Here is a 21,393-nt window from a genome sequence, read left to right on the forward strand (position 1 = left end):
CCGGTGATCTATACCGACGTTTAACCGGCTCATACTTACAGGCATGCGCCGCGAGAACGTGCTGGCGCTGGACGAAAGCCAAGCCGGTTTCTCTTTCCCTATTGACGTCGAGAAGCAGAACCGACCAAACAGTCTTCGAAGCTGCATCAAAGACGGGGACGGGACCGGATGCGAGAAACTGATTTCGTCAGCGGATTCGCCAGAGGGCTGAAGGTCATCGAAGCTTTCGAGGAAACGCGCCAGCGTTTGTCGATTGCGGAAGCGGCGAAGCTGACCGGGCTCGACCGCGCCACCGTGCGGCGGTCGCTGCTCACCCTCGCCGAACTCGGCTATGCCGATTACGACGGGAAATTCTTCACCCTGACACCCAAGATCCTGCGGCTCGGACATGCCTACCTCTCGGCGACACCCCTGCCCGTGCTGATCCAGCCGCATCTGGATCAGCTGTCGGAAAAAGCCGGCCAGAGCGCCTCGGCCTCTGTGCTCGACAACACGGAGGTCGTTTACATCGCGCGCGCCTCGCAGCGTCGCGTCATGTCGATCAACCTGACGCCCGGAAGCCGGTTGCCTGCCTTCTGCGCCTCGATGGGCCGCGTGCTGCTGGCAGCGCTTCCTGAAGCAGAAGCGAGAGCGGTCCTTGCGCGCACGGACCGTAAGCCCAACACGCCGAACACCAAGACCGATGTCGAGGAGCTGCTGGCGGAGTTTCGACGCGTCCGCGAGCAAGGCTACGCTCTTATAGACCAGGAGCTGGAAATCGGTCTTTGCTCGATCGCAGTTCCTGTGGAGAACGATCGCGGGCAGACGGTGGCGGCGATCAACATCGGCGCACCGGCTGCGCACATATCAGCGGCCGAAATGCCTGCGCGCTACCTGCCGCTGCTCAGAGAGACACAGAAGGCGCTCCGCCTGGTCTTGCGCTAGCCGCCAAGCTTGGCGCGCTCCGCCTGACGCCATGACCGAGGGGTCTGCCCGGTCTGCTTGAGAAAGAAACGCGAAAAATAGGCGGGATCGGAAAAGCCGAGGCGATAGGCGATCTCCTGCACGCTGCCAAACGTGAACACCAGCTCGCGCTTTGCCTCATCAAGCAGCTTGCGAGCGATCAGTTCATGCGCGCCGTAGCCCGTCGTTGCGCGTACGATCCGGTTGAGATGGGTCGGCGAGACGCCGAGCGCCTTGGCATAGAACGCCGCTGGCTGGTGTGATTTGAAATGCTGCTGGATCAGGCCGTGCAGCAGTTCCATGCGGCGTTCATTTTCGTCCGCAGCCGCCTTGTCTTCCGGTCCCGCGGAAGACAGCCGTGCCGTCAGCAGCAGCGAGGCCGTCAGATAGGATTCCAGCAAGTCGTTGCGCCCGGCCCGCTGCTGCGAGAACTCTTGCCCGAGCCGCCGCAGGCAGGTCGCGACATGCCGCGCGTCTTCGTCGTTCACATCGAGCTTCGTCAGATGCGGCGATGCCATCCAGGCGCCGAGCCGGCTGCGATCGCCGGGGATCGCCTTCAGGTGCGAACTCAACACCGTGATGACGAAGCCATCGATATCCTTGGAAAAACGAAAGCCGTGATCGAGCCCGGGAGGAACTGTCACCACCGACTGCGCTTCGATCGGATGCCAGACGCCGGAGAACATCGCCTCGCCGGCCCCGCCATCGATGTACAAGATTTGAAAGAAGCCATCGTGGCGGTGCGGCCGAATTTCCCAATGATGCAAGCTACTTCTTGATGGAATCGTTTCGCAATGCAGCCAGAAATCGGGTTTTTGTCCGCTGCTTTCACCGTAGAGCTCGTATGTCGGAACACGCCTCGCCACAGTCGCCTCCCTGCGCCGCAATGTTCGATTAGTGCAATTTCATGGCGGAATTGTCCATTGTTGATCGCTCCGCGCCTCGGCAGAATTTGACGGAAGACACGTGCGGGAGGACACATGCGCACCAAGGTAGCCATTATCGGCTCCGGCCCATCGGGGCTTTTGCTCGGCCAGTTGCTGACGGAAGCCGGCATCGACAACATCATCCTGGATCGCGTTGGAAAGGACTACATTCTTGGCCGCGTACGCGCCGGCGTGCTGGAGGAAGGTACGGTCGGATTGATCGACAAGGCCAGGGCCGGAACGCGCATGCATGCCGAGGGTCTGCCGCATGACGGTTTCTCGCTGGCCTTCGACGGCCGCGATCATCGCATCGATCTTTACGGCCTGACAGGCGGCAAGCGCGTCATGGTCTATGGCCAGACGGAAGTTACCCGTGATCTGATGGAGCGACGCGAGATCTCGGGCGCCGAGACGATCTACGAGGCGGCGAATGTTCAGCCGCACGATTTCGATGGAGCCGCCCCCTACGTCACCTACGAGAAGGACGGCACCACCCGTCGCATCGATTGCGATTTCATCGCGGGTTGCGACGGCTTTCACGGCGCCAGCCGCAAGGCAGTGCCCGAGAAATCGCTGCGCACCTTCGAGAAGGTCTACCCATTCGGCTGGCTCGGAATTCTGGCCGACGTCGCGCCCGTCAACCACGAGCTAGTTTATGCCAACCATCCGCGCGGATTTGCCCTCTGTTCCATGCGGTCGGAACACCGCAGCCGCTACTACATCCAGTGTTCGCTCGACGAAAAGATCGAGGATTGGAGCGATGATCGCTTCTGGGACGAATTGCGCCGGCGCCTGCCCGCGCACCACGCCGAAGCAGTTTTGACCGCTCCCTCCTTCGAGAAGTCGATCGCTCCGCTACGCTCCTTCGTTGCCGAGCCGATGCGCTTCGGCCGCCTGTTTCTTGTCGGCGATGCAGCACATATCGTCCCGCCGACCGGCGCCAAGGGCCTCAATCTCGCGGCGAGCGACGTGCATTATTTGTTCTCGGGCCTCATGGAACATTACCAGGATCGCTCCAAAACAGGCATCGACGCCTACTCTCAAAAAGCGCTGGCGCGCGTTTGGAAAGCGGTTCGCTTTTCGTGGTGGATGACCACGATGATGCATCGGTTTCCGGATACCGGTGATTTCGACCAGAAGATTCAGGAAGCCGAACTTGACTACCTCACGCATTCACGCGCGGCCTCGACAGCGCTTGCGGAAAACTACGTCGGCCTTCCCTACTAGCTCCCCCTTCCGCCATCCACGGAAGGGAACTGTCAAACGGCGGCGGTTTGCGTCACGCCGCCGTTTGACAGATTTTTATGCAGTGCGCGGTGTTTGTTCATCGACAACGGCCATGGCTTCCGCCAGCGCCGCGCGAACACGCGCACGCTCCTCCGGATCGAGCTGCGTCATGTCGAGGTGCAGATCGAGGCCGGCAAAATGCTCGCTCAGGACACGCAGATTGCAATCGGTGCCAACCAATCCGTTGACCGCATAGGGGACGATCTCCCGCTGTATCCCCTTCATCGTGATCGGCGGAAGCGGTGTCGCGTCGACGATATCCTTCACCAGCGCGTAGGTTTCGTAGCTGATGACGATCTTCCCGCCCTCGGCGATGGACTGCAGCCTTGCTGCCAGGTTCGCCTCGGCGCCGATGATCGTGTAGTCCATCCGGTCGTTGCTGCCGAAATTGCCGACGTTGCAATAGCCCGAGTTGATGCCCATTCTGACGATGAACGGCTCTTCCGTGCCGTCGAGCCTCCACTTTTCCTTGAGTTCTCCGAGGCGCCGCTGCATGTCGACAGCCATGCGCAGGCATGCTTTCGCATCCTCGACGGCGCCGTTGGTTTCCGGATCACCGAAGAACACCAGCACGGCATCGCCGATAAACTTGTCGAGCGTACCGCCGTGCTTCAACGCGATGGCCGCCATCTCGGTCAGGTATTCGTTCAGCATTTCCGTCAGGGCCTCCGGCTGCAGGCGCTCGGCGGTGGCCGTAAAGTCCTTGATGTCAGAGAAGAAGATGCTCAGCCGCTTGCGCTCCGTCTGAACGACGACGTCCTTCTGGCCGCTGAAAATGCTTTTGTAGACCTGTGGCGAGAGATAACGCGAAATCTTCATCGAGATGCTGGCGAGGAACTCGTTGGCCGATTCCAGATCGCGGTTGAAGCCCTGGATCAGCGCGGTCTGCCGTTGCTGGAAGATGATGAAACCGATGCCGAGCGCGGCCATGCAGAGGAAGTAAAGCAGGAGATACTTGAACGCGAAGACGTTGCGCGCGAATGGCTGCTTGATGATGACTTCCTGAATACCGCGCACGTCACCGACCTTCCAGTCCGTCTTCGGGCTCTCCGGGTGCGTGTTGTGGCATGCCACACACGCCTTCCCCATGATGACAGGCGTCACCAGGCGAAAGGTGTTGGTGAAGCCGCTGCGGGTGATTTCGGTCGGCGTCTGCTTCTGATCTCCACGTAGCGCAGTCAGCGCCTTCGTCTCGAACGGGTCGAGAGGATGAGGCGCGCGCCGCTTGAACGGCAGATCCGAGAGGAAGCGATAGGTAATGTTGGCCTGCTGCTGACGGATGACGTCGCCCAGTTCCAGTGAAAGAGTGGCAGGGATGGGAATCGCACCGGGGATGTCCGCGTACTCGTGGGTGACGGTCGTGCCGGTGTCGCCACCGTTGGCGTGCGCGGCAAGAATGCGTCCGACGACATTGCTGGCATAGTATGAGCGTATGCTTGTTATCAACGAACTCATATCCTCGGCCTGGCGTTTGACGGCGCCCTGTGAGAGGGTGCTGACATCAAGCCAGACGGCAACCGGCAGACCGGCCAGCATCGCCAGGATCATGAAGGTGATGAAATATCCCGACTTTCGCGCGGTGTGACCGCGATCCGCTCCGTATGCCACGACAAACCTCGTCAAGATCGATCCGGGCCAGCACTGAACAGATCAGGAATGCCGGCCGCCGTTGCGCGTCGCCTATTTCCTCTGTCATGCACCGGTAATTCAGCCACGCATCTCGGCGAAGAACCCTTCCCGCAATGCAATATCGACAGGAGCACGCGTCCCTCCACGCCGTCAACCGCGCCATCGGTCCAATTTTGGAGGTATGTCGAGTGGCTAGACCTTACGAAACTCCAGTTCGTAGACCACCTCCTCGCCGTTCTTCGGGTCAATACCGGGCGCGCCGGTGATCGACAGACGGCTTCCGTCGATGGAAAAGGGTCTGATCAGGTCGCTGACGCCCCAGGCAGGATTCCAACTTGCGTCGACATGGTGAACCACGCGCCCGTTCTCGTATGTGTAGGTTCCGGCATAGGCGAGCATAGAGTCGAATAGCGCAGCCTTCTCGGCATCACTTGGCACCGCCCCCTTCAAGGCCGGTCTGTCCCGCCTGACGACGACAGCCATCACCCGCCCGTCCGGTTGATAGGACAGATAGCCGACAGGGTCAGGACCCATTGCATCCGTGACGGCGCCCGAGGCGATGGCCCGACGCTTCCACGAGATCATTCGCCACGTCCCATGCAATGCTGCGGCACCTCCCATGGTCCCCTCCCTCGTGCGCAGTTCATCCGCACAGATTAGCACGTGCGCACTTAAGCGAACAGGCTGCCTAAAGGCTGTCAGCAGCAGCAACCTCGGCGGCGGCCTCGCGGATCGTTTGCATCAGGATCGATTGCGGAAGCGAAGGGATCGCATCGGTACGCATGGTCAGGCCAACGGGCCCACGGGTCTCGGTCGTATCGATCGGCAGGACACAGAGAACACCGTCGCTGACATCCGAGGCGACCACACCGCTCGAGATGATCCAGATCGCATCGCTCTTGCGCACGAAAGCTCGCCCGAATGCGTCTGACACGGTCTCGATCTGGTTCGGCAGGCTCGCCACGCCGTTGGCGATCAGGAAGCTTTCGACGAATGGCCTGATGATCGAGGCTCTCGTCGGCATCAGCACGGTATAATCTCCAAGGCTGGAGAACAGAGACCGGCGGGACTCGAGAAGCGGATGACCGGCCCTGACCGCAAAGACGACCTGTTCGGAATACAGATGTTCGAACGAGAAGCCCGCCATCTTCTCCGCACTGGCAAGCCGGCCGACGACCACATCGAGATCGCCGACCCTCAACTGCTCGAGAAGAACGGCATTCTCCCCGGTCACGATCTTGATCCGGCTCCAGGTGTTTTCCTTCAGGAAAAGCTCCATCGCGCGCGGCATGATCCGCGTCGATACCGTCGGAAGCGCGCCGATGCGGATCGGCGGTGCCTCGCCGAAACGTTCCTGCGATACGGAATCCAGTCCCTGGCGCAAGGCGGTCAGCGCAGCGCCCGCATGCCGCAGGAACACCTCGCCGTAGCGCGTGATCTTGATGCCGCGCCCGTCTCGCTCGAAAACCGCGACGCCCAACACTTCTTCCAGCTCGCGGATCGTTTTCGTGACGGCGGGCTGGCTGACATGCAGCAGCTCCGCGGCCTTCATCACGCTTTTCTGACGCGCGACCTCGACAAATGTCTGGAGATGGCGAAACTTCACGCGACTGTCGATCATGGTTTTCATAACCTCAGAGTTATTGAAATGCCACGAAATATCATTTTACCTAACCAGATTAAACATCCAATTTGCCAGTGGGTCTGCGTGTGGCTTAGGCACCGCAGAGAGGAGATTTGCAGTGCAGTTTGCTCGTATCAACGATATCGCCATTCACTATCAGCTGATCGGCGCAGCCGCCGACAAGCCCGTCATCGTCTTTTCCAATTCGCTTGGAACGGACTTCCGCATCTGGCGCGACGTTATCGTGCGTCTGGCCGGTGACTACGCGATCGTGCTCTACGACAAGCGCGGACACGGGCTTTCCGATGTCGGCCAAGTGCCCTACTCCATGCAGGACCATGCATCGGATCTGATCGGCCTCCTGGATCTGCTGTCGGTCAAGCAGGCCTTTATCTGTGGCCTTTCCGTCGGCGGTTTGATCGCGCAAGCGCTCTATGAGCAGCGGCCCGATCTGGTGCGTGGCCTGATCCTCTGTGACACGGCCCATAAGATCGGCACCACTGAAAGCTGGAACGCGCGCATCGCGACCGTCGCCAGCAAGGGCATCGGCAGCATCGTCGATGGTGTGATGAAGTTGTGGTTCACGCCTACGTTCCGGCGTCCCGAAAACACCGCCTATCACGGCTACAGCAACATGCTCGTGCGCCAACCCGTTGAAGGCTATATCGCCACCTGCGAAGCGATCCGCGACGCCGACTATACGGTGGCAGCCACCAAGATTGGCGTTCCGACGATCTGCATCGTCGGCGATCAGGATGGCTCGACGCCACCCGATCTCGTCAAGTCCACCGCCAAGCTTATTCCCAATGCCCGTTTCGAGATCATTCGCGATGCCGGGCATATCCCCTGCGTGGAGCAGCCGGAAGCCCTGACGGCGATCATCCGCGCGTTCATCGATTTCGCATTGCATGGAGAAAAGAGCCCATGAGTGAACTCCACGAGCCATCGGAACGCTTCGAGCAGGGAATGGCGACCCGCCGGGCCGTGCTCGGCGACGCCCATGTAGACCGCGCCGAGGCCAGTTCGACGCCTTTCGACAAGCCGTTTCAGGATTTGATCACCGAAGCGGCTTGGGGTCATGTCTGGTCTCGGCCGACGCTGACAAAACGCGAGCGGTCGATCGTAACGATCGCGCTTCTGGCCGCTCTTGGACAGGATGACGAGGTGGCCATGCATGTGCGCGCCACCGTAAACACCGGCGCCTCACGAGATGACATCTGCGAGGCGCTGCTGCACGTGGCGATCTATGCCGGCGTTCCCGCCGCCAATCACGCCATCAAGATCGCCAAGCACGTTTTCGAACAGATGGACGCCGGCAAGGCGGCCTGAAAGGCATAAGATGTCTGATCTACCGAACCGCAAGCCCGAAACCGGCGCCTTTTTCGCCCGAGACCGCGAATGGCACGCGCCAGCCCTTACGCCCGGCTACAAGACCTCCGTGTTGCGCTCGCCACAACGCGCGCTGCTGTCGCTCGACGGCACGATCTCCGAGATCACCGGCCCGGTCTTCGGTCACTCCGTCGTTGGCGAGCTGGACAACGACCTCATCCATAATTTTGCCAAGCCGGGCGAGAGCGCGATCGGCGAGCGGATTGTCGTCCACGGTCGCGTACTGGACGAACGTGGGCGGCCGGTTCCCGGCGCACTCGTCGAGTTCTGGCAGGCGAATGCCGGCGGCCGCTATCGGCATAAGAAGGAAACCTATCTCGCCGCCATCGATCCGAATTTCGGCGGCTGCGGGCGATGCATTGCCGACGAGAACGGCCAGTATTCCTTCCGCACCGTTCGACCGGGAGCCTATCCCTGGCCGAACGGCGTCAACGACTGGCGACCCGCCCATATCCACTTCTCGATATTCGGCCACGGCTTTGCCCAGCGTCTGATCACGCAGATGTATTTTGAGGGGGACCCGATGATCTGGAAGTGTCCGATTGTCGGCACCATCCCTGACAAGCAGGCAATCGAACAGTTGATCGCGCCGCTGGACTGGGGCAACACGATCCCAATGGACGCACGCGCCTACAAGTTCGACATCGTGCTGCGCGGCCGCCGCTCGACGATGTTCGAGAACCGCATGGAGGGCAACTGATGGTGCAGGAACTCGGCTACCTCAAGGAAACGCCGTCGCAGACAGCAGGCCCTTACGTGCATATCGGACTGACACCGAATATCTGCGACATCGGCGGCGTCTACAAAACCGACCTCGGCTCGGTGATGGTCAACGACAAGACGCTTGGCGAGCGGATCACGGTGAAAGGCCGCGTTCTCGACGGCGCCGGCGCACTGGTCCGTGACGCCGTCATCGAAATCTGGCAAGCCGACAGCGCCGGTCTCTACAACAGCCCATCCGAAATGCGCGGCACGGCCGATCCCAACTTCACCGGTTGGGGCCGTTGCGCAACCCGCGCCGAAGACGGCGTATTCTCCTTCGAAACGATCAAGCCCGGCCGTGCCCCCTTCAAGGACGGGCGCAAGATGGCGCCTCACATCACCGTCTGGATCGTTGCACGTGGCGTTAACATCGGCCTGCATACCCGCATGTATTTCCCTGAGGAAGCGGAGGCGAACAAGGCTGATCCCCTGCTCCTGCGCATCGAGCACCGCGAACGCGTCGATACCCTGATCGCCAGCCGTGAGGGATCGATCTATACCTTCGACATCAGGCTCCAGGGCGACGGGGAAACCGTGTTTCTGGATATCTGAGCTGCCGGCAGCGCGGGCATCTTGCAACGAACCCGTTCCGGGCGCAGTAAGGAATGCCCGCAAGAAAGACGCCGATGACCATCTCAGCTTTCGACCACCCCTTCCTTTCCGGCCTGCTCGGCGACGAGGAAACCAAATCCTATTTCGCTGCAAAGGCGGATATCCGCGCGATGCTGGATTTCGAGGCCGCGCTTGCGAGAGCCGAGGCCATTCACGGCGTGATTTCGCATGATGCCGCCCGCCATATCGGGAACGTCTGCGCCACCTTCGAACCCGACATATTGCGGCTCAGGACAGCGACAGCCCGCGACGGGGTCGTTGTCGCCGATCTCGTCAAGCAGCTTCGCAATGCGGTCGGAAGTCCATTCTCGGACAGCGTTCATCTCGGGGCGACGAGCCAGGATGTCATCGACACGAGCTTGATGACCCGGCTGAAGGCGGTTGCGTTCCTGTTTGCAAACAGGCTGTCGCACATTGCCGGTCGACTCGACGATCTCGATGCGCGGTTTGGCGATAACGTCCTGATGGGGCGGACACGCATGCAGGCAGCGATCGCGATCACCGCGTCGGATCGTTTGCGTGCATGGCATGCGCCGCTCGACAATTATCGCGACCGGCTGACGGAGCTTCGCTTTCCTCTGCAATTCGGCGGGGCCGCCGGTACGCTGGACAAGCTCCATGACGATGCCGTCGCAGTCCGCGCCTCTCTCGCGCAGGAGCTTGGGCTTTCGGACGTGCCGCAGTGGCAAAGCCAGCGCGCTGTTATCGCGGACTTTGCCAATCTGCTGTCGCTCATCAGCGGAAGCCTCGGCAAATTCGGCCAGGATATCGCACTATTGGCGCAGGCCGGCGATGAGATCGAGCTTTCGGGCGGCGGCGGATCCTCGGCCATGGCACACAAGCAGAATCCCGTCGCCGCGGAAACGCTTGTTGCCCTTGCCCGCTTCAATGCGACCCAGCTTTCAGGCATGCATCAGTCGCTCGTGCATGAGCAGGAGCGATCCGGTGCCGCCTGGACGCTCGAATGGCTCATTCTGCCGCAAATGGTTATGGCTACGGCTGCTTGCCTGCGGCTGGCGCTTGAACTGACGGCAAACATCAAGCGGATCGGCTCCGCAAACCATAACCGCTAAACTATGTATTTCGCCTTTTATTTCATTTTACATTACCGTTTTGGATGAGACACTATCGCTACGAGTTTAGCTTCGGGCTAATCCGGCGTTGGAGTGCGCCACAGTCAATGGGAGGATTTATGAAACGGTTTGTCCTGGCCGCCGTCGCGGCAGTTGTCATGAGCACGGCGGCTTACGCCGACACGATCAAGGTTGGCGTCGTCGGGCCGTTTTCGGGTCCGTTTGCCCTGCAGGGCAAGAACTTCAAGGCCGGCATCGACGCCTACATGGCGATCAACGGAGACAAGGTCGGCGACAACACGGTCGAGATTATCTATCGCGATCTTCCCGCCGCCGATCCGGCACAGTCCAAGGCGTTGGCGCAGGAACTGGTCGTCAAGGAAAAGGTCCAGTACCTTGCCGGTTTCTATTTCACGCCGGATGCCATGGCCGCCACGCCGATCCTGAAGCAGGCAAACACGCCGCTCGTCATCATGAACGCCGCCACCTCGGCGATCGTGACGAAGAGCCCGCTGGTGGTCCGTACCTCGTTCACGACCTGGCAGACCTCGACCCCGATCGCCAAGGTTGCCCATGACGCAGGCGTCGCAAAGGTGATCTCCGTCGTCAGCGACTACGGCCCGGGCGTCGACGCCGAAAACGCATTCAAGGCTGCTTTCGAAAAGGAAGGCGGGCAGGTCGTCGAGGCGATCCGCATGCCGCTCTCGACGAATGATTTCAGCCCGATCATGCAGCGCATCAAGGATTCCGGCGCCCAGGGTGTTTTTGCCTTCCTGCCGTCGGGCCCCACCACGCTCGGCTTCGTCAAGGCCTATAACGAGAACGGTCTCAAGGCTTCCGGCATCAAGTTCTTCGCGCCTGGCGACCTGACGCAGGAGTCCGATCTGCCCGCCCTTGGCGATGCAGCACTCGGCATCCAGACGACCTTCCATTATGCGGTCTCGCATGACTCGCCCGAAAACAAGGCGTTCGTCGATGCGGCAGGCAAGGCAATCGGCAACAAGGCGGAACTGTCCTTCCCTGCTGTCGGCGCCTACGACGGCATGCATGTCATCTACAAGATGATCGAGGCGACCGGCGGCAAGCAGGATGCGGCCAAGGCCGTCGATGCGGTCAAGGGTCTTTCCTGGGTCAGCCCGCGCGGTCCGGTCTCCATCGATCCGGAAAGCCGCCACATCACGCAGAATATCTACCTGCGCGAAGTCACCAAGGCTGATGACGGCACTTACTACAACAAGGAAGTACAGACCTTCGAAAAGCAGAGCGACCCGGGCCTCGCCGCTGCGAAGTAACGGCTGAACTGCCTTCAATATCTGCAGCGGACCTGAAAATGCCTGGAACGCAAGGGTTCCAGGCGCCCGATCCGGCCCGCTCGAACAGCATCGGGATAGCCTCATGCAAACAGTCTTCAGCATAGCCGTCGATGCGCTCGCCTATGGCATGGTGCTATTCGTCATCTCGATCGGCCTTTCCGTCACGATGGGATTGATGCGCGTCGTCAATCTCGCCCACGGCGCCTTCGCCATGATCGGAGGCTATATTGCTTCCTACGCGGCACGCGATCTTGGGCTCGGATATGGCGTTGCGGTGGTTGCCGCCGTCGTCGGAACGGTCATCATAGCAATTCCGATCGAACGCTTTCTCTACAGGCGCATCTATGGCGCTCCGGAACTGACGCAGGTGCTGATGACGATCGGCATTACCTTCTGCATCATCGGCATCGCGAACTATGTGTTCGGCCCGACGCTGAAGACGATCCCGCTGCCATCGGGGCTGCAGGGCTCCGCCGACCTTGGCTTCCGGACCATCCCGGTTCATCGCCTCTTCGCAATCCTCTGCGGCCTCGCGGTCGCGGGCGGGCTTTGGTACGCGATTGAAAAGACGAGCTTCGGCGTGAAATTGCGCGCTTCCGTTGACAATGCCGCCATGGCAGCCGCGCTCGGTGTCCGCACGCAGATCATCTATGCGTTGAGCTTTGCCGTCGCTGTCGGGCTTGCCGCTTTCGGCGGTGTGGTCGGCGCCGAACTCCTGCCGGTCGAGCCCTATTATGCGCTGCGCTACATGGTGACTTTCCTGGTCGTGGTCTCGGTCGGGGGCGCTGGGTCGATCCCCGGCGCATTGATCGCCTGCCTGGTGCTCGGCGGTATCGACACCACGGGGCGTTACCTCATGCCGGAGTTCGGTGAATTCTTCTTCTATCTCGCGGTCATTGCCATCATCTGCATATTCCCGCGTGGTCTTGCGGGAAGGGCGAAATAGGATGGCTGCTATCATGAATACCGAAACAGCGACCTCGGCCTCCACCCGCACCCATCGTTCGTGGGGACGCGATGCCGCCGGCGTTGCGGCGATCCTGCTCGTTGCCGTCATCGGCTACTTCGTCTTTCCGGACAATCTGGCGCTGCTCACGCGCATCGTCGCGGTCGCCCTGCTTGTCCTCTCTCTCGATCTCGTGACCGGTTACTGCGGTGTGGCGACACTCGGCCATGCTGCACTTTTCGGGTCCGGCGCCTACGCGGCCGGCATCGTCTCGGCGCATTACGGCATCAACGATCCGTTGCTGATGACGCTCGCCGGCATCGTCGGCGGGGCAGCCGCCGGATTGGTTAGCGGCGCGGTCATCCTGCGCGGCCACGGCCTGCCGCAGCTCGTGTTGTCGATCGCGCTGATCAACCTGTTCCACGAATTCGCCAACAAGGCGTCCGGCTGGACCGGAGGCAGCGACGGCCTCTCCGGCATCTCGGCCGATCCAATCTTCGGCTACTTCGAGTTCGACCTTTACGGCCATACGGCCTATGCGTTCGCGATCGCACTTCTGCTGATCGTCTTCGTGGTGCTTCGCCTGCTTGTCCGTTCGCCTTTCGGCATGCTGTGTCGGGGGATCAAGGAAGACCCGGTGCGCATTCGCGCCATGGGTGCCTCGCCAAAGGCAGCCCTAATGAAGATGTATGTCATTTCAGGCGCGGTAGCCGGTGTCGGCGGCGCGCTCAACGCCATCACCACGCAGGTTGTCGGGCTCGACAGCCTCTCCTTCACCATGTCGGCGGAATCGCTGGTCATGCTCGTGCTTGGCGGCACGGGCTCCCTGTTCGGCGCTCTTTCCGGCACCGTCATCTTCATGCTGTTCGAGGATTATGTCTCGGCGGCAAACCCCTTCCACTGGCTGACGATGGTTGGCGCGCTGTTGATTGCAGTCGTCCTCTTCGCGCCGAAGGGCCTCTATGGCACCGCCGCCGCCTTCCTGAACCGCAGAAAGGAGGCCGGACAATGAGCGCCGTCTTCGAAGTCACCAACCTGAGGAAGTCCTTCGGGGGCCTTGCGGTGACAGACAATGTGTCGTTGTCGATGGCTCCTGGCGATCGCGTGGCGCTGATCGGGCCGAATGGCGCCGGCAAGACCACCTTCGTCAATCTCGTGACCGGAAATCTTCAGCCTGATTCAGGCGACGTGCGCCTTGCCGGCGAGACCGTCACAAAGATCGGCGCCAATGGCCGTGTGAAACGCGGACTTGTGCGCTCATTCCAGGTTACTCGGCTCTTCTTGGAGATGACGCCGGCAGAGCATGTTGCCCTTGCCATCCTCCAGCGTCAGGGACGCACGGGTCGCATGTTCGGAAATTTTCTTGCAATGCCCGACCTGATGGACGAAGTCAGCAATCTGCTCGGCACCCTCGGGATCGCCCATCTGATGCACCGCAAGGTCAACGAGATCGCCTATGGCCAACAGCGTCTCCTCGAGATCGCCGTAGCCATGGCGCTGCGCCCGAAAGTGCTTTTGCTTGACGAACCGGCTGCCGGCGTTCCGCAGAGCGACACAGGTCGTATCGAGCAAGCACTTGCCGACCTGCCCGCCGATCTCGCTGTCCTGATGATCGAGCACGACATGGATCTTGTGTTCCGCTTCGCCAAGCGCGTGGTGGTTCTCGCCGCGGGCGCGATCATCTTCGACGGTTCGCCCGCCGATGTCACCAAGGATGCCCGCGTTCGCGAGGCTTATCTCGGGAGCTATGCCGATGCCAGCCACGCCGCTTGAGGTCGAAAACCTGTCCGCCGGCTACGGGCCGACCCGCGTGCTGGAAGGCGTATCGTTTTCCGTTCCCGCAGGCGCCCGCCTCGCCGTCCTCGGCCGCAACGGGATGGGAAAGACAACGCTGCTTGCGACCCTTGCCGGGCAGACCAAGCGCTACGACGGCACGATCCGGATTGGAGACACCGATGTGACCGCAATGCCGAGCGCCACCCGCGCTCACAAGGGATTGGGTTATGTGCCGCAGGCCCGCTGTATCTTTCCGACGTTAACCGTGGAGGAAAACCTGTTCGTCGGCCTCAAGGGTCGGCCGAAAAGCGCGCTTGAGGAAGCTTACGGCATGTTTCCGCGGCTGAAGGAACGGCGACGCAATCTCGGGAACCAGCTATCCGGCGGCGAGCAGCAGATGTTGTCGACGGCGCGCAGCATTCTCGGGCAGCCGACGGTGCTTCTGCTCGACGAGCCGCTCGAGGGCCTCGCACCGGTCATTTGCGAAGAGCTGATGGCGGCATTCGCCGAGCTCGCCAAGCGCGGCGACATGACAATCCTGCTGGTCGAACAGCGGATACAAAGCGCTCTCGATTTTGCCGACCACGTTATCGTACTCGAGCGTGGCAAGCTCGCGTGGTCAGGCACGCCGAAGGCATTGGCAGGCGATCATGACAGGATTGAGCGTCTGCTCGGGGTCGGCGGCCTGCACTGAAGGCCGCTCGTACCAGGCAAAACCGTACTTCGACTTTCGCCGCATAAGCCCGGCAATTGCATTCACATGCGCAAGTTCCTATCTGTTTGGAACAATTTGCATGATCTGCGGCTTCATTTTGGTCGGGAGTTATCTCCTGTTTACCGAATTCGAACCATAAACAGTTGCTTTCCGATGCAAAACCCGCTTGCTTAGGAAATAACTGCGTCTGGAAACAGACAGATACGGTGCGAAGGATACAGGCGGGCCAAGAAATCCAAGGTTGGGTTGAAAGCCTCGAAAATGATTGCGACGACATGGCGAGGCCGGTCCCTTTTGAAGACGCGATGAGTAAAGATCTCTTTCAGGTAAAGTTTTGGGGCGTCCGTGGCAGCATTCCGGTTTCCGGCCCGGAATTCGATCGCTATGGCGGTAACACGTCCTGCATCGAAGTCCGCTGCGGCGAACACCGTATGATCTTCGACGCCGGATCCGGCGTGCGCGAAGCCGGGCTTTCGCTGCTCAACGACAACGTCCACGACGTCGACCTGTTCTTCAGCCACTGCCATTACGACCACATCATCGGCCTGCCTTTCTTCAAGGCGATCTACTATCCGACGATCGACCTCAGAATCTGGTCGGGACACCTCGACGGCAAGATGACCACCCGTGAGATGATCGAACAGTTCATCAGCCCGCCGTGGTTTCCGGTGAAGACCGACATCTGCCAGGCGACGATGAGCTTTCGCGACTTCCATGCCGGCCAGACACTTGAGCCGCATCCGGGTGTCAAGGTGAAGACCTTCATGCTCAACCACCCCGGCGGCGCAATCGGCTACCGTGTCGAGTGGCAGGGCCGCTCGGTCGCGCTGATCTACGACATCGAGCATATTCCCGGTGTCTATGATCCGGTTGCCCTGGAGATGATGAAGGACGTCGATCTCGCCGTCTACGACTGTACGTATAACGAAGATGAGATGCAGCGTTTCAAGGGCTTTGGTCATTCGACCTGGCAGCACGGCGTCGAGCTCGCCAAGGCCGCCGGCACCAAGCAGTTCGCTCTTTTCCATCACGCGCCTTCGCGCACCGACACGCAGCTCGAAGCCATGGAGAAAGAGGCGCAGGCCGCCTTCCCGCGCTCCTTCGCCGCCCGCGACAATCAGGTCGTCGATCTCTAGCCCGCTATAAGCTCGCCGGAGCCCTTCCAGGCGACCGCAGGGTGGTCGTGGGTTTCGTCGATCAGGGCTGAGAGGAAGCTCCAGGCGGTCTCGTCATGAACGAGATGATGGCCGAGAATGCCGACGGGCTCATCATCGCCGTCGGCGCGCGCCTGCAACTCGCGCACAAGCATGGCGACGAGTTGTTCATGGGGAAGCCCGCCCCGGGTACCGTGCCAATCCATCAGATCGACATGCGTGTTCAGGAGGCTGATTCCTCCGTCTGCATTGGCCCGGCCATAAACGGAGAGCGCTTCGAGACCGATGCCGGGCAGCGCCGGCAGCAGGGCAGAACTGATCCGGTTCCACGGCGGCACCAGAATGGGGACAAATCTCTCGCGGTGGAGCATCTTGAGCTTGCCGAAGCCCTCGGCCAACTCTCCGAGCACGGCAGAAGCCAGACGATGGCTCCCGAGCTCCTGCTTCTTTTCGTTGGCGGAGGCATGATTGGTATGCGACCAGCCATGCAGCGCAACGGCACAGGCGGGTTCAGCGGCAAGCCGATCGGCAAGCGCGTCGCCCGTTGCCGCCGGGATGACGGCAAGCGTCAGTGGCGTCGACGTCGCTGCCGTCATTTGCAGCAGCCGCTCCAGCGCGGCTGTCGGTTCGACGGCATCGTCGTCTCGCAGCCAGAAGCGCGCTTTGCGTCCAGCGTCCTGCCAACGCGCCAGTTCGATGCGCAGCGGTTCCCAGACCTTGTTGCTTGTCATGCCATTCATCCCGCGCTTTCCTGCAAAATCCTGTCGAGCTCTTGTGCCGCGTGCGGCAGCGATCGCTCGTTCAGCACGAACCGGCGCGCACGCAGCCCCATCGCGCTCCGCTGTAGCGGATCGGACAAGAGGCCAGCGATGGCAGCCGCGTAGGCGGCAACGTCGCCCTCAGGCGTCAGATATCCGGTTACGCCGGGATTGACCACTTCCGGCACACCCGCCGCGTTTTGTGCGACGATTGGCAGGCCCGACGCCTGTGCCTCGAGGTAGGCCAACCCGTAGGCCTCGCCACAGCCTGGCCAGACATAGATGCCGGAATTCCCAAGTTCGGCCGCGATTGCCTCGGCGCTCAGCTCGCCACGAAACTGCACCCGGTCCGCACCTAAGCCGGAGAATAGCTGCTCGATTTCCGGACGGCTCGGCCCGTCGCCGACGACGGTCAGGCTCCACGGGCGATCCGCTATCAGGCGGAGCGCATCGGCCAGCATCGCGTAGCTCTGGAACTTGTCGCCGCTGCGCATCATGGCGACTGCGATCAGGGCGCTTGGCCGTGGATTGCCTCCGCTCGTCTCGAATAGCGTCGTATCGATAAACGGAGCAATCGAGGAAAAGCGTCCACCGGGAACGGCACGCTCGAGACCAATCCTGTCGCGCTTCGTGAATGCGATATTGATGCGCGCGCTCGTGACCTGAGCGACGACCTGTTTCTGAAATGGCGCCCATTCGCCTTGGTCACGTTTGGGTGAATGAGACGCCTCTGCCGTCACATGAGGGACACCGAACTCGGCGCATAGGGCGGGTCCGAGCAGATCCGGTGACTTGTAATATGGATGATAGCAAAACCAGAGATCCGGCTTCCTGCCGGACGCCCATTCCAGCCGCAATCGTTCAAGTTCCTCGCCGGCCTTTGCGCCGCTTTCTATGGCTTGCTGCGGTGTCGGGGCAAAGCTGCGAAAATCGGACGCCACTTCGACGTCATGGCCGGCAATTTCCATGGCCCGTATGAGAAGACGGGCCATCAGCCTGTCGCCTGAAGGGACAGGATGGCGGGGCGACTTCAGCGGAGCGTAAAATGCGATCTTCATGAAGTCGTTCTCATCGAGACAGACTGTTCACCCAGGGTGACTGGGATCGCTGCGCGAAAATTTGCTATGGTTATTCCCCGGGTGCTTGCTGGATCAAAATTTAACAGGCTATCGCGGTCCATGGCGGCAATTTCACCTCAATTGCCCCATCTCTAGTGCATTTCTGATTTGGTATTCAAGAACGGGTTTGAATGGCGAGCCTCGCAGCCAGCATCAATTTTTCGGAGCGCTCGGTTAGACGGGCGAGGCTCGGGTCCGGCCTCGTCATGTTCGTCTTCATTTCCCTGCATTTCTCGAATCATGCGCTGGGGCTGATTTCGGTTTCGGCGGCCGAGGAGGGGCGTCGGCTCTTCACGGCGCTCTGGCGCAACCCGCTGGGCACATTGGCTCTTTATGGTGCGATCTTCACCCATCTCGCCCTCGTGCTTCGATCGATCTACATTCGCCGAAGCCTCGTCATGCCAAAGGGCGAAACCGCACAGATCTTGCTCGGCCTCGCCATCCCGCTGCTTCTCATCGACCATGTGATCGGAACCCGCGTCGCGCATTCGCTGTTCCATTACCGGGACGATTACGAAACGATCGTGCGGCAGCTATGGATCAACGTGCCCGGAAACGGTTTGCGCCAGGTCATCGCGCTGATTGTCGTTTGGATACATGGCTGCATCGGCCTTCACTACTGGCTTCGCTACAGACCCTGGTACCAGAATATCGTCGCGCCCCTCCTGGCGGTGGCGATCCTCGTACCTGTTCTGGCAATCCTGGGCTTCATCGAAATGGGTCGAACGATCGCCGAGCCTGCCTATGAAGGTATGGTCGATACCGGTCGCTACGAGGCCAATCTCAATACGCGCTATTTGACCGATCCTGCCGCCCAGGCCGAGATCGCGATGATCCGCGTCGGCCTCTATGGTTCCTTTGCAACGGCACTATTCGGCGTTGTCGCCGCCCGTGGCGTGCGGCGATGGCGGGAGCGCGTCGACCAGATCACCGTTCGATATCAAAGTGGCGAATCCATTCGCGTTCCGAGGGGTTTCAGCGTCCTCGAAGCCAGCCGGCTGGCCGGTATTCCGCATTACTCGGTCTGCGGCGGCAAAGGTCAGTGCTCAACCTGTCGCGTGCAGATTCTCGATCACTACGAGGATTTGCCCACGCCCGACAAACTCGAACTCTCGACGCTGAAACGCATCAACGCCGCCGCCGACGTACGGCTGGCGTGCCAGCTGCATCCGACGCACGACATCACGGTCGTGCCATTGCTGGTGGCCGCCGCCGAAACGGCGCTGCCCGCCAATACCCAGGAAACGTCCCCGGGCCGCGAGAGGGAGATTGCCGTTCTCTTCTGCGACATCAGAAACTTCACGACGCTGACGGAAACGCGCTTGCCGTTCGACATCGTATTCCTGCTGAACCGCTACTTCGCGCTCGTCGGCAATGCGGTCGAAAAGGCAGGCGGGCGCATTGACAAGTTTATTGGCGACGGGGCCATGGCACTGTTCGGTATTGGCACGTCGCCGGAGCAGGCGTGTCGACAGGCTCTGGTCGCCGCGGCCTCGATTGCACGCGACATCGAGAAGCTCAGCGATGAACTGTCGGAGGAGCTGTCTCTGCCTTTGCATATCGCAATCGGGATTCACACGGGCCCCGCCGTCGTCGGCACCCTGGGATATGGCCGGGTGCGCAGCACCACCGCGATTGGCGATACGGTCAACGTCGCCAGCCGGCTTGAAACGGCGGCAAAGGAGTTCGACGTCGCGCTCGTGATCTCCGAACCGGTGGCCGATCTGGCCGGGATTGAGCTTACAGGCATCGAAAGTCGGGAAATCAGCGTGCGCGGTCGCGCCCTGCCCTTGAAAGTCTATATGATTCCGAGAGATAAAGCGGCCGGACTGCCTGAAGGGAGCGCATGATTTCCGGCGTGAAGATCAAGAAATACTGGCGCAAACGCCTGCGAAAAATGCGGAACGCACTCGTTGGTCGCTTTTTCGACACGCGCACCGGCCGCCGGCTGCTGATCGAAAATATCGGCAAGCGCGTGGTTTCGATGACGGTCGATGCCGGCGATCACCGCATGACCTTTGCGCCGTCCGACTACATCGGCCGCAAGGTCTTTCGCAAGGGCCACTTCGAACGTGATCATGTCGACCGACTGCTGGCGGTGTTGCGCTCCCGCGGCATCCTCGACAGCAGCGGGCAACTGCTGGAGATCGGCGCGAATATCGGTACGCAAACCGTCTACTTCGCCTTGAGCCGCACTTACCGCCACATCATCAGCATAGAACCCGATCCACGCAATTTTCCATTGCTGCAGACCAACGTTCGACAAAACGACCTCGACGATGTCGTGACCCTCGTGAACTGCGCGGCGGGCGATACGGCGGGTGAGATCGATTTCTTCATGCATGCCGCCAACCACGGCAAGAGCAGCGCGATCCGCCAAAGCCCCAACGACGTCAGAACGACGGTGCCGGTGAAACCCGTCACCGAAATCCTGCGCGATCTATCGATCGATCCTGCCGAAGTCGCTCTCGTGTGGATGGATATCGAAGGATACGAGCCGGTCGCCTGCCGATCGATGGCGCCGCTTCTGACGCGCCGCGTGCCGCTCTACATGGAGTTCACGCCACTGTTCTACGGCCCGGAGCAGACGCACGAATTCGTTGCCTGGCTTGCGGGCTTCTACAGCCGTTGCCTGGTTTTCTTCGAGGACCACGAACAGGAAATGGACGTCGTCGATCTGCCTCGTGGCCTCGATCAATACGACGTGCTGTTCCTGCCGTAATCAGCGTCTCCGGTAGATGAAGTAGCGGCCCTCTTTGATGCCGGGCGGAAGCGACAGAGGCTCCAACGCATCACGTTCGAGCGGCAATCCGCTGACTGCGATGCCGCCGGGAGCAAGGACGCCTTCCATCAGCTGCGGCAACCAGGTCAGCGTAATCGCGTCGATGTCATCGTGCCCGGTGCCGATGTCGGCATGCGCGAGCGCAGCACCGATGCCGACGAAGTCCTGACCCGACTGGCTGATATCCCCCGTCACCATGTTTTCCGCCGGCGGCGTCGAAGAGGAGTAGGAGCGCACCTCGCGATCGAAGGCGATGATGCGCCGGCCCGGAAATTGTTCGCGCAGGTGATCATATGTCCGGCCATTGCCAAGACCGAACTCGAGAACCGGCCCTTCACGGCCATCGACGAGTTCCACGATTGCATTCAGAATGTCACGCTGAGCCGTCAATCGGCGAATGAAGCTGTCGAGACGGCTCATTTATGCTTTGTCCGTTCATTGATTTGCAAGGTCGCGGATGGCGACCTTACCGAAAGGGATGATGTGTCGTGTGCTGGAGGCAACACCTACGATTGCCGCGCGCTCGACAACGCGGCACAGAGCTAACGGCAAAAAGCAGCGCGCGCAAGTTGACGTTTTGCCGCCTC

At 60.8% G+C, this 21,393-nt stretch carries 22 protein-coding genes; 15 read left to right on the forward strand and 7 right to left on the reverse strand.

Going from position 1 to position 21,393, the window contains the following annotated elements; translation table 11 throughout:
• The first annotated feature begins 168 nt into the window (after nt 1-168).
• Complete coding sequence (locus ASE04_RS21840; protein ID WP_056821893.1) at nt 169-924, forward strand: IclR family transcriptional regulator; 756 nt, start codon at nt 169-171, stop codon at nt 922-924.
• Here ASE04_RS21840 and ASE04_RS21845 read toward each other — a convergent pair.
• Nucleotides 921-1,808 (reverse strand): helix-turn-helix domain-containing protein, encoded by an 888-nt coding sequence (locus ASE04_RS21845; RefSeq protein WP_056821896.1) that lies wholly within the window; start codon nt 1,806-1,808, stop codon nt 921-923. The genes ASE04_RS21840 and ASE04_RS21845 overlap by 4 nt on opposite strands.
• A 114-nt stretch (nt 1,809-1,922) precedes the next feature.
• Here ASE04_RS21845 and pobA point away from each other — a divergent pair, with 114 nt between their 5' ends.
• Complete coding sequence (pobA, locus tag ASE04_RS21850; protein WP_056821899.1) at nt 1,923-3,095, forward strand: 4-hydroxybenzoate 3-monooxygenase; 1,173 nt, start codon at nt 1,923-1,925, stop codon at nt 3,093-3,095.
• A 75-nt stretch (nt 3,096-3,170) separates the two neighbouring features.
• Here pobA and ASE04_RS21855 read toward each other — a convergent pair whose 3' ends face one another.
• From ASE04_RS21855 to pcaQ, 3 genes are all read right to left on the reverse strand, one after another.
• Nucleotides 3,171-4,703, reverse strand: a complete 1,533-nt coding sequence (locus ASE04_RS21855; protein ID WP_056822680.1) for an adenylate/guanylate cyclase domain-containing protein — start codon at nt 4,701-4,703, stop codon at nt 3,171-3,173.
• Between the two features lie 273 nt (nt 4,704-4,976).
• Nucleotides 4,977-5,405: a lipocalin-like domain-containing protein gene (locus ASE04_RS21860; RefSeq protein WP_056821901.1), complete on the reverse strand. Its 429-nt coding sequence runs from the start codon at nt 5,403-5,405 to the stop codon at nt 4,977-4,979.
• Nucleotides 5,406-5,472: 67 nt separating this feature from the next.
• Nucleotides 5,473-6,405: a pca operon transcription factor PcaQ gene (gene pcaQ, locus ASE04_RS21865; protein WP_056821903.1), complete on the reverse strand. Its 933-nt coding sequence runs from the start codon at nt 6,403-6,405 to the stop codon at nt 5,473-5,475.
• Between the two features lie 121 nt (nt 6,406-6,526).
• Between pcaQ and pcaD the strand changes: the two genes are divergently transcribed.
• The 11 genes from pcaD (at nt 6,527) to ASE04_RS21920 (ending at nt 16,130) form a co-directional block, all read left to right on the forward strand.
• The gene (gene pcaD, locus ASE04_RS21870) at nt 6,527-7,336 is read left to right on the forward strand and encodes a 3-oxoadipate enol-lactonase (RefSeq protein WP_056821905.1); all 810 of its coding nucleotides are present in this window, start codon (nt 6,527-6,529) and stop codon (nt 7,334-7,336) included.
• The gene (gene pcaC / locus ASE04_RS21875) at nt 7,333-7,737 is read left to right on the forward strand and encodes a 4-carboxymuconolactone decarboxylase (RefSeq protein WP_056821908.1); all 405 of its coding nucleotides are present in this window, start codon (nt 7,333-7,335) and stop codon (nt 7,735-7,737) included. Before pcaD ends, pcaC begins: the two co-directional genes overlap by 4 nt.
• A gap of 10 nt (nt 7,738-7,747) precedes the next feature.
• The gene (gene pcaH / locus ASE04_RS21880) at nt 7,748-8,497 is read left to right on the forward strand and encodes a protocatechuate 3,4-dioxygenase subunit beta (RefSeq protein WP_056821911.1); all 750 of its coding nucleotides are present in this window, start codon (nt 7,748-7,750) and stop codon (nt 8,495-8,497) included.
• A 2-nt stretch (nt 8,498-8,499) separates the two neighbouring features.
• Nucleotides 8,500-9,111, forward strand: a complete 612-nt coding sequence (gene pcaG / locus ASE04_RS21885; protein WP_200960762.1) for a protocatechuate 3,4-dioxygenase subunit alpha — start codon at nt 8,500-8,502, stop codon at nt 9,109-9,111.
• Between the two features lie 74 nt (nt 9,112-9,185).
• Complete coding sequence (locus tag ASE04_RS21890) at nt 9,186-10,244, forward strand: 3-carboxy-cis,cis-muconate cycloisomerase (protein ID WP_056822685.1); 1,059 nt, start codon at nt 9,186-9,188, stop codon at nt 10,242-10,244.
• A 119-nt stretch (nt 10,245-10,363) separates the two neighbouring features.
• The gene (locus tag ASE04_RS21895; protein WP_056821916.1) at nt 10,364-11,536 is read left to right on the forward strand and encodes an ABC transporter substrate-binding protein; all 1,173 of its coding nucleotides are present in this window, start codon (nt 10,364-10,366) and stop codon (nt 11,534-11,536) included.
• Between the two features lie 103 nt (nt 11,537-11,639).
• A complete protein-coding gene (locus ASE04_RS21900) occupies nt 11,640-12,503 on the forward strand; it encodes a branched-chain amino acid ABC transporter permease (RefSeq protein ID WP_056821919.1) in 864 nt (287 codons plus the stop codon).
• Nucleotide 12,504: 1 nt separating this feature from the next.
• The gene (locus ASE04_RS21905; protein WP_056821923.1) at nt 12,505-13,515 is read left to right on the forward strand and encodes a branched-chain amino acid ABC transporter permease; all 1,011 of its coding nucleotides are present in this window, start codon (nt 12,505-12,507) and stop codon (nt 13,513-13,515) included.
• Complete coding sequence (locus ASE04_RS21910; protein ID WP_056821928.1) at nt 13,512-14,276, forward strand: ABC transporter ATP-binding protein; 765 nt, start codon at nt 13,512-13,514, stop codon at nt 14,274-14,276. Before ASE04_RS21905 ends, ASE04_RS21910 begins: the two co-directional genes overlap by 4 nt.
• Entirely contained in the window at nt 14,257-14,973 is a 717-nt protein-coding gene (locus ASE04_RS21915; RefSeq protein WP_056821931.1) for an ABC transporter ATP-binding protein, read from the forward strand. Before ASE04_RS21910 ends, ASE04_RS21915 begins: the two co-directional genes overlap by 20 nt.
• Before the next feature lie 326 nt (nt 14,974-15,299).
• Complete coding sequence (locus ASE04_RS21920; RefSeq protein ID WP_056821937.1) at nt 15,300-16,130, forward strand: MBL fold metallo-hydrolase; 831 nt, start codon at nt 15,300-15,302, stop codon at nt 16,128-16,130.
• Here the strand turns inward: ASE04_RS21920 and ASE04_RS21925 are convergent.
• Together ASE04_RS21925 and ASE04_RS21930 are read right to left on the reverse strand one after the other, a co-directional pair.
• Nucleotides 16,127-16,879 carry a polysaccharide deacetylase family protein gene (locus ASE04_RS21925; RefSeq protein WP_056822686.1) on the reverse strand — a complete coding sequence of 251 codons (753 nt, stop codon included), beginning with the start codon at nt 16,877-16,879 and terminating at the stop codon, nt 16,127-16,129. The two genes, ASE04_RS21920 and ASE04_RS21925, sit on opposite strands and share 4 nt — an antisense overlap.
• A gap of 5 nt (nt 16,880-16,884) precedes the next feature.
• Entirely contained in the window at nt 16,885-17,964 is a 1,080-nt protein-coding gene (locus ASE04_RS21930) for a glycosyltransferase family 4 protein (protein WP_056821946.1), read from the reverse strand.
• 191 nt (nt 17,965-18,155) lie between these two features.
• On the opposite strand from ASE04_RS21930, the gene ASE04_RS21935 reads away from it, so the two are divergent.
• Entirely contained in the window at nt 18,156-19,874 is a 1,719-nt protein-coding gene (locus ASE04_RS21935) for an adenylate/guanylate cyclase domain-containing protein (protein ID WP_056821951.1), read from the forward strand.
• The gene (locus ASE04_RS21940; RefSeq protein ID WP_056821954.1) at nt 19,871-20,746 is read left to right on the forward strand and encodes an FkbM family methyltransferase; all 876 of its coding nucleotides are present in this window, start codon (nt 19,871-19,873) and stop codon (nt 20,744-20,746) included. Before ASE04_RS21935 ends, ASE04_RS21940 begins: the two co-directional genes overlap by 4 nt.
• Here the strand turns inward: ASE04_RS21940 and ASE04_RS21945 are convergent, their stop codons facing one another.
• Nucleotides 20,747-21,226, reverse strand: a complete 480-nt coding sequence (locus ASE04_RS21945; RefSeq protein ID WP_056821957.1) for a class I SAM-dependent methyltransferase — start codon at nt 21,224-21,226, stop codon at nt 20,747-20,749. It lies immediately after the preceding gene.
• Nucleotides 21,227-21,393 lie beyond the last annotated feature (167 nt).

Source organism: Rhizobium sp. Root708, assembly GCF_001429725.1.
GTDB lineage: Bacteria > Pseudomonadota > Alphaproteobacteria > Rhizobiales > Rhizobiaceae > Rhizobium.